At 53.5% G+C, this 5,202-nt stretch carries 6 protein-coding genes; 1 reads left to right on the top strand and 5 read right to left on the bottom strand.

The features are described from left to right. Positions 1–556, top strand: a 556-nt coding sequence (locus ACEQU8_RS11560) for a glycosyltransferase family 2 protein (RefSeq protein ID WP_370263757.1), incomplete at its 5' end; no start/stop codon positions are given. A 70-nt stretch (positions 557–626) separates the two neighbouring features. On the opposite strand, the gene ACEQU8_RS11555 is transcribed toward ACEQU8_RS11560, so the two are convergent. From ACEQU8_RS11555 to ACEQU8_RS11535, 5 genes are all read right to left on the bottom strand, one after another. Beyond that, positions 627–1,355 carry an amino acid ABC transporter ATP-binding protein gene (locus tag ACEQU8_RS11555; protein ID WP_370263754.1) on the bottom strand — a complete coding sequence of 243 codons (729 nt, stop codon included), beginning with the start codon at positions 1,353–1,355 and terminating at the stop codon, positions 627–629. 12 nt (positions 1,356–1,367) lie between these two features. After that, positions 1,368–2,054: an amino acid ABC transporter permease gene (locus ACEQU8_RS11550; protein ID WP_370263753.1), complete on the bottom strand. Its 687-nt coding sequence runs from the start codon at positions 2,052–2,054 to the stop codon at positions 1,368–1,370. After that, a complete protein-coding gene (locus ACEQU8_RS11545) occupies positions 2,054–2,794 on the bottom strand; it encodes an amino acid ABC transporter permease (RefSeq protein WP_370263750.1) in 741 nt (246 codons plus the stop codon). Before ACEQU8_RS11545 ends, ACEQU8_RS11550 begins: the two co-directional genes overlap by 1 nt. A gap of 96 nt (positions 2,795–2,890) precedes the next feature. Continuing rightward, entirely contained in the window at positions 2,891–3,790 is a 900-nt protein-coding gene (locus tag ACEQU8_RS11540; RefSeq protein WP_370263749.1) for a transporter substrate-binding domain-containing protein, read from the bottom strand. A 71-nt stretch (positions 3,791–3,861) separates the two neighbouring features. Continuing rightward, positions 3,862–5,202 (bottom strand): aspartate ammonia-lyase (locus ACEQU8_RS11535; protein WP_370263748.1); only part of this gene is annotated, 1,341 nt, incomplete at its 5' end.

Raw genomic sequence — 5,202 nt, 5'->3', positions numbered from 1 at the left:
ACGACGCTCTTCCGATCTCCCCGGGCTGAGGCAAAGTATTACCGAGTTGCTGCAAAGCGGCGAGTTGCAAAATTGGGCAGGGTTTGACATGCCACGTTGCAATTATTTTCTGGGGCGCTACCTGCGCCATGGAGAAGGTTACCCCGATTATTCAAGACGCCTGTTTCACCGGCAACGCGCACAATGGAGCGACGATGTGGTGCATGAGAAGGTGATTGGCCGATCGCCCAACACCAGGTTCGGCAAACTCAGTGGCGACCTGTTACATCACTCAGCTGACAGCTTGGAGAGCTACCTTCAAAAGCAAAACCGCTACACCAGCCTGCAGGCCCAGATGCTGGCCGAGCGGGGCAAATGGCCGGGGCTTTCCAAATTGGCGCTGTCGCCTTTGGTTCGGTTCATCAAGTTCTATGCAGTGCGCCAGGGTTTTCGGGACGGATGGCCCGGCTTTGTTCACATCGCCATAGGATGCTTCAACAGCTTCATCAAATACGCCAAAGCGCGAGAACTCATGCTGAGCAAGTCGCAAAAAGTTGAGGCAAAAAATGAAAAATGACCGCAGGTTGTGGGGTCAACAATAAAAAGGCCGCTCCTGTGAGCGGCCTTTTTTCGAATCAACACCGGTGTTAGTGGTTAAGAATTTTTGACAAAAACAACTGCGCGCGCTCTGAGCGAGGTGTGCCAAAAAAGTCGTCTTTCGCGCAGTCTTCCACAATACGGCCTTGGTCCATGAAAATCACCCGGTCGGCCACCTTGCGCGCAAAACCCATTTCGTGGGTGACACACATCATGGTCATGCCTTCTTGGGCCAATTCCACCATCACATCCAGCACTTCGTTGATCATCTCGGGGTCGAGGGCTGACGTGGGTTCGTCGAACAGCATGCAAATGGGGTCCATGGACAACGCTCGCGCAATGGCCACACGCTGCTGCTGACCACCCGACAACTGGCCCGGAAATTTGTTGGCATGCGCTGTGAGGCCCACACGTTCCAAAAGACTCATGCCCTTGGCCACCGCCTCTTCTTTGGAGCGACCCAAGACCTTGATTTGCCCCAGCGTGAGGTTGTCAGTGATCGACAGGTGCGGAAACAACTCAAAATGCTGAAACACCATGCCCACGCGGGAACGCAGTTTGGGCAAGTCGGTGCCTTTGGCCCCCACGGAAATACCATCCACCGTGATGGTGCCCTCCTGGAAGGGCTCTAGCATGTTGACACATTTGATGAGGGTGGACTTGCCTGAACCCGATGGGCCACACACCACCACCACTTCGCCTTTTTTAACGGTGGTGGAACAGTCGGTGAGCACCTGAAAACTGCCGTACCACTTGTTGACTTTGTTGATTTCAATCACAGTGCTCTCCTGCTATCGAATGATTTGAGTTTTTTTCTGGAGTGCTTTAACCAGCATCGACAAGCTGAAGCAAATCGCCAGATAGACCAGGGCCACGAAGGTGTACATTTCCACCAAGGTGCTGTCGCGCTGAGCGACCTTGGACGCGGCGCCCAAGAAGTCGGTCACAGACAGTACATACACCAGCGATGTGTCCTGGAACAAAATAATGGTTTGTGTCAGCAAGACGGGCAGCATGTTGCGGAACGCCTGTGGCAACACCACCAACCACATGGCCTGACGGTAATTCAAGCCCAAGGCATACGCTGCCCCCACTTGCCCTTTGGGAATACTCTGAATACCCGCGCGCATGATTTCGCAGAAAAATGCGGCCTCAAACATGATGAAGGTGATGTAGGCAGAGCGGTCTGGCCCGATTTGCGGTGGGCGTTCTGCACCTGTTGCAGCCTGAATCACGATGGGCACCAGGAAGTAAAACCAGAAGATAACCAAAATGAGCGGAATAGAACGCATCAGGTTAACGTAACCTGCGGCCAACATGGCCAGAGGCTTGATGCTGGACAAACGCGCCAAGGCCAGCAAGGTGCCAAAGAAAATACCGCCCAAACAAGCCACCACGGTGAGCTGCACCGTGTAGCCCAAACCTGTCATGAGGTAGGGCAAAGAATCGGTGATTGCGCTGAAATCAAAGGTATTCATCACTTGCCTCCCGAAATATAACCGGGCACTGCAGTGCGCCTTTCAACCAACGCCATCACGCGGTTCACGGTCATGGCCACAATCACATACAACACAGTGGCTGCAATGTAGGCCTCGAAAAACGCGAAGGTGTTCTCACCCATTTCACGGGTGCGGAAGGTCAGCTCGGTCAAACCAATGGTGAGCGCAACAGACGAGTTTTTAATAAGGTTCATGGCCTCGGAGGTCATGGGCGGTACGATGATGCGGTAAGCCATGGGCAGGAGCACAAAGCGATAGGTTTGTGGCTCTGTAAGCCCCAGCGCATAGCCTGCGGCGCGCTGCCCGCGCGACAAAGACAAAATGCCCGACTTCACCTGCTCGGCCACTCGTGAAGCGGTGAACAAGCCCAAGCACACCACGGCGGTGAGAAATTGCACAAAGGTGGGATCTTGCTCAATGGACCACGCTTTGAGAGCAGGAATAAACTCTGGCACCACAAAGTACCAAAGAAAAAACTGGACGATGAGCGGAATGTTGCGAAAAATTTCAACATAAGTATTGCCAATCAAGGCCAATCCCTTGCTGGAAGTGGTGCGCAACACACCCATCAGTGACCCCACGAAAAAAGCGATGACGCCAGCCACAGCAGAGGTGGCCAGGGTCCACAGCAGGCCGGAGAGAATCATCTCCCACCACTGCACATCCGCTTCTTCGAAGATCGGCTGAAAAAACAGCAGCCAATTCAATTCGATGTTCATTTTGTTTTACTCCCGAGTGGAGAATCTCGGTTGACACAAGGAAAAAGGCCGGCCTGCGTTTTAATCACGCCGCCGGCCTTGGACGACTAGCGACGCTTATTCAACGCCCTTGTCGTTGGGGTTGGCCAATGCCGCTTTCAATTCAGCAGACATGGGGAAGTTGAGGTTCACGTTTTTGGGAGGAATGGGCTGCATGAACCACTTGGTGTACAGCTTTTCCAATTCGCCCGACTTGATCATGCCGTTGATGGTTTCGTCCACCACGGCCTTGAACTGTGGATCGTCCTTGCGGATCATCACACTGTAAGGCTCGGTGCGAAGCACTTCTGGCAGGAAGGTGAAGTCGGCAGGGCTGTTGCTGTTGGCCACCAAACCGGCAATCAGAATGTCGTCCATCACAAACGCTTTGGCGCGATCGTTGGCCACCAGCAAGAAGCTCTCGGCGTGGTCTTTGCCATAGATTTCTTTGAAGTTAATGTTGGCGCCCTTCTCGTTTTGCTTGATCAGTTGCACAGAGGTGGTGCCCGATGTGGTGGCGATGGGTTGACCATCCAGATCAGCCAGCTTGGTAATACCGCTGGCCTTTTTTACGACCACTTTCACGCTGGTTACAAAGGTGGTGTTACCGAAGGACACCTGCTCTTGACGCTTCACGGAGTTGGTGGTGGAACCACACTCCAGATCCACGGTGCCGTTTTGCAGCAGTGGAATGCGGTTGGCCGACGTCACTGGCTGCATGTCCACTTTCAGGTCGGGCATTTTAAGCTTGGTTTTTACAGCGGCCACAATTTTGTTACACACGTCGATGTGGTAGCCGATGGGCTTTTGCTTGTCGTCCAGGTATGAAAATGGAACAGACGACTCACGATAACCAATGACGAATGTTTTGGTTTCGGCCGCTTTCTTGAGCGTGCCTGTGAGGTCTTGGGCAACTGCGGGCTGTACAGCGGCGACACTGGCCACGGCCAACGCTGCTGCGAGGAGATTCCTTTTCATTTTTGCTCCTTGATTAAAGATTAAGCACGAAATGTGCACACACCCCCGGGCGCGCATGGCGCTACCGGCACTTACAGTTTTATCCTCCGAGGCCGGGTGAGCACCTCGGGTCTGAGTATCTCGTTTAACTGCTGCTCTGACAGCAAGCCCTTTTCGAGAACCAGTTCAGAAACCTTCCGACCGGTTTTCAGTGCAGTTTTGGCGATCTCAGAAGCTTGATCATAGCCTATGTATGGATTGAGCGAGGTGGCCAAACTGGCCGATTCTTCAACCCTTTGCCGCAAAAGTGACTCATTTGCGGAAATCCCTAATACGCAATTCTTGGTCAGTGTTTTGCAAGCCGCGGTTAAGTGGTAGATGCTTTTGAAAAGGCTCCATGCAATGATGGGCTCGAACGCATTCAATTGCAGTTGACCGGCTTCAGCCGCCATCGTCACAGTGACATCGTTACCAATGACTTCGAAAGCCACTTGATTGACCACCTCAGGAATCACTGGGTTGACCTTACCCGGCATGATGGAAGAGCCGGCCGCACGGGGAGGCAGGTTGATTTCGTTCAAGCCCGCTTGAGGGCCTGAGGAGAGCAGGCGCAGATCGTTGCACACCTTCGACAACTTAACAGCCACCCGCTTGAGCACACCCGACAATTGAACAAACGAGCCTGTGTCCTGGGTGGCCTCGACCAAATCTGCTGCTGTAACCAGACCCAACTGCGTGATTTCTTCAAGATAGTGACGCGCCCGCGAGGCGTACTCGGGGTCGGTGTTGATGCCCGTGCCAATGGCTGTGGCGCCCAGGTTGATTTCATGAATTAGGCCAATGGCCTCGCGCAGGCGGGCCATGTCTTCGCCAATCATCACAGAAAACGCCGAGAATTCTTGACCCAAGGTCATGGGCACCGCGTCTTGTAGTTGCGTGCGACCGATTTTAAGAATTTTGCGAAACTCGAAGGCCTTTTCTCCAAAGGCTTCCTTGAGCTCCTCCATGGCCTTGAGCAAACCTGCGATGGCGTTGATGAGACCAATTTTCACGGCCGTGGGGTACACATCGTTGGTGCTTTGCGAGGCATTCACATGCTCAATGGGGTGCACCAATTTGTAATCGCCTTTTTTGCCACCCAGAATTTCGATGGCGCGGTTGGCAATCACCTCGTTGGCATTCATGTTGGTGGAAGTGCCTGCACCACCTTGAATGACATCGACCACGAATTGGTCGTGAAGTTTGCCATTGCGAATCTCTTTGCAGGCCTTCACGATGGCTTCGGCCAGCTCTGGTGAAATGGAATCGAGATCCGCGTTGGCCTTGGTGGCAGCCCATTTCACAGCGGCCAGCGCATTGACCAGCTCTGGCGCGTTGAACAGCGGGAAACCAGTGATTTGATAGTTATCCAAAGCCCGGCTGGTGTGCACACC

Origin of the sequence: Limnobacter sp., from assembly GCF_964228395.1 — a bacterium.
In the GTDB taxonomy this organism is placed as follows: Bacteria; Pseudomonadota; Gammaproteobacteria; order Burkholderiales; family Burkholderiaceae_B; genus Limnobacter.
Note: the sequence above shows the minus strand (reverse complement) of the source record. Positions and strands in the feature narration are given on the sequence as shown.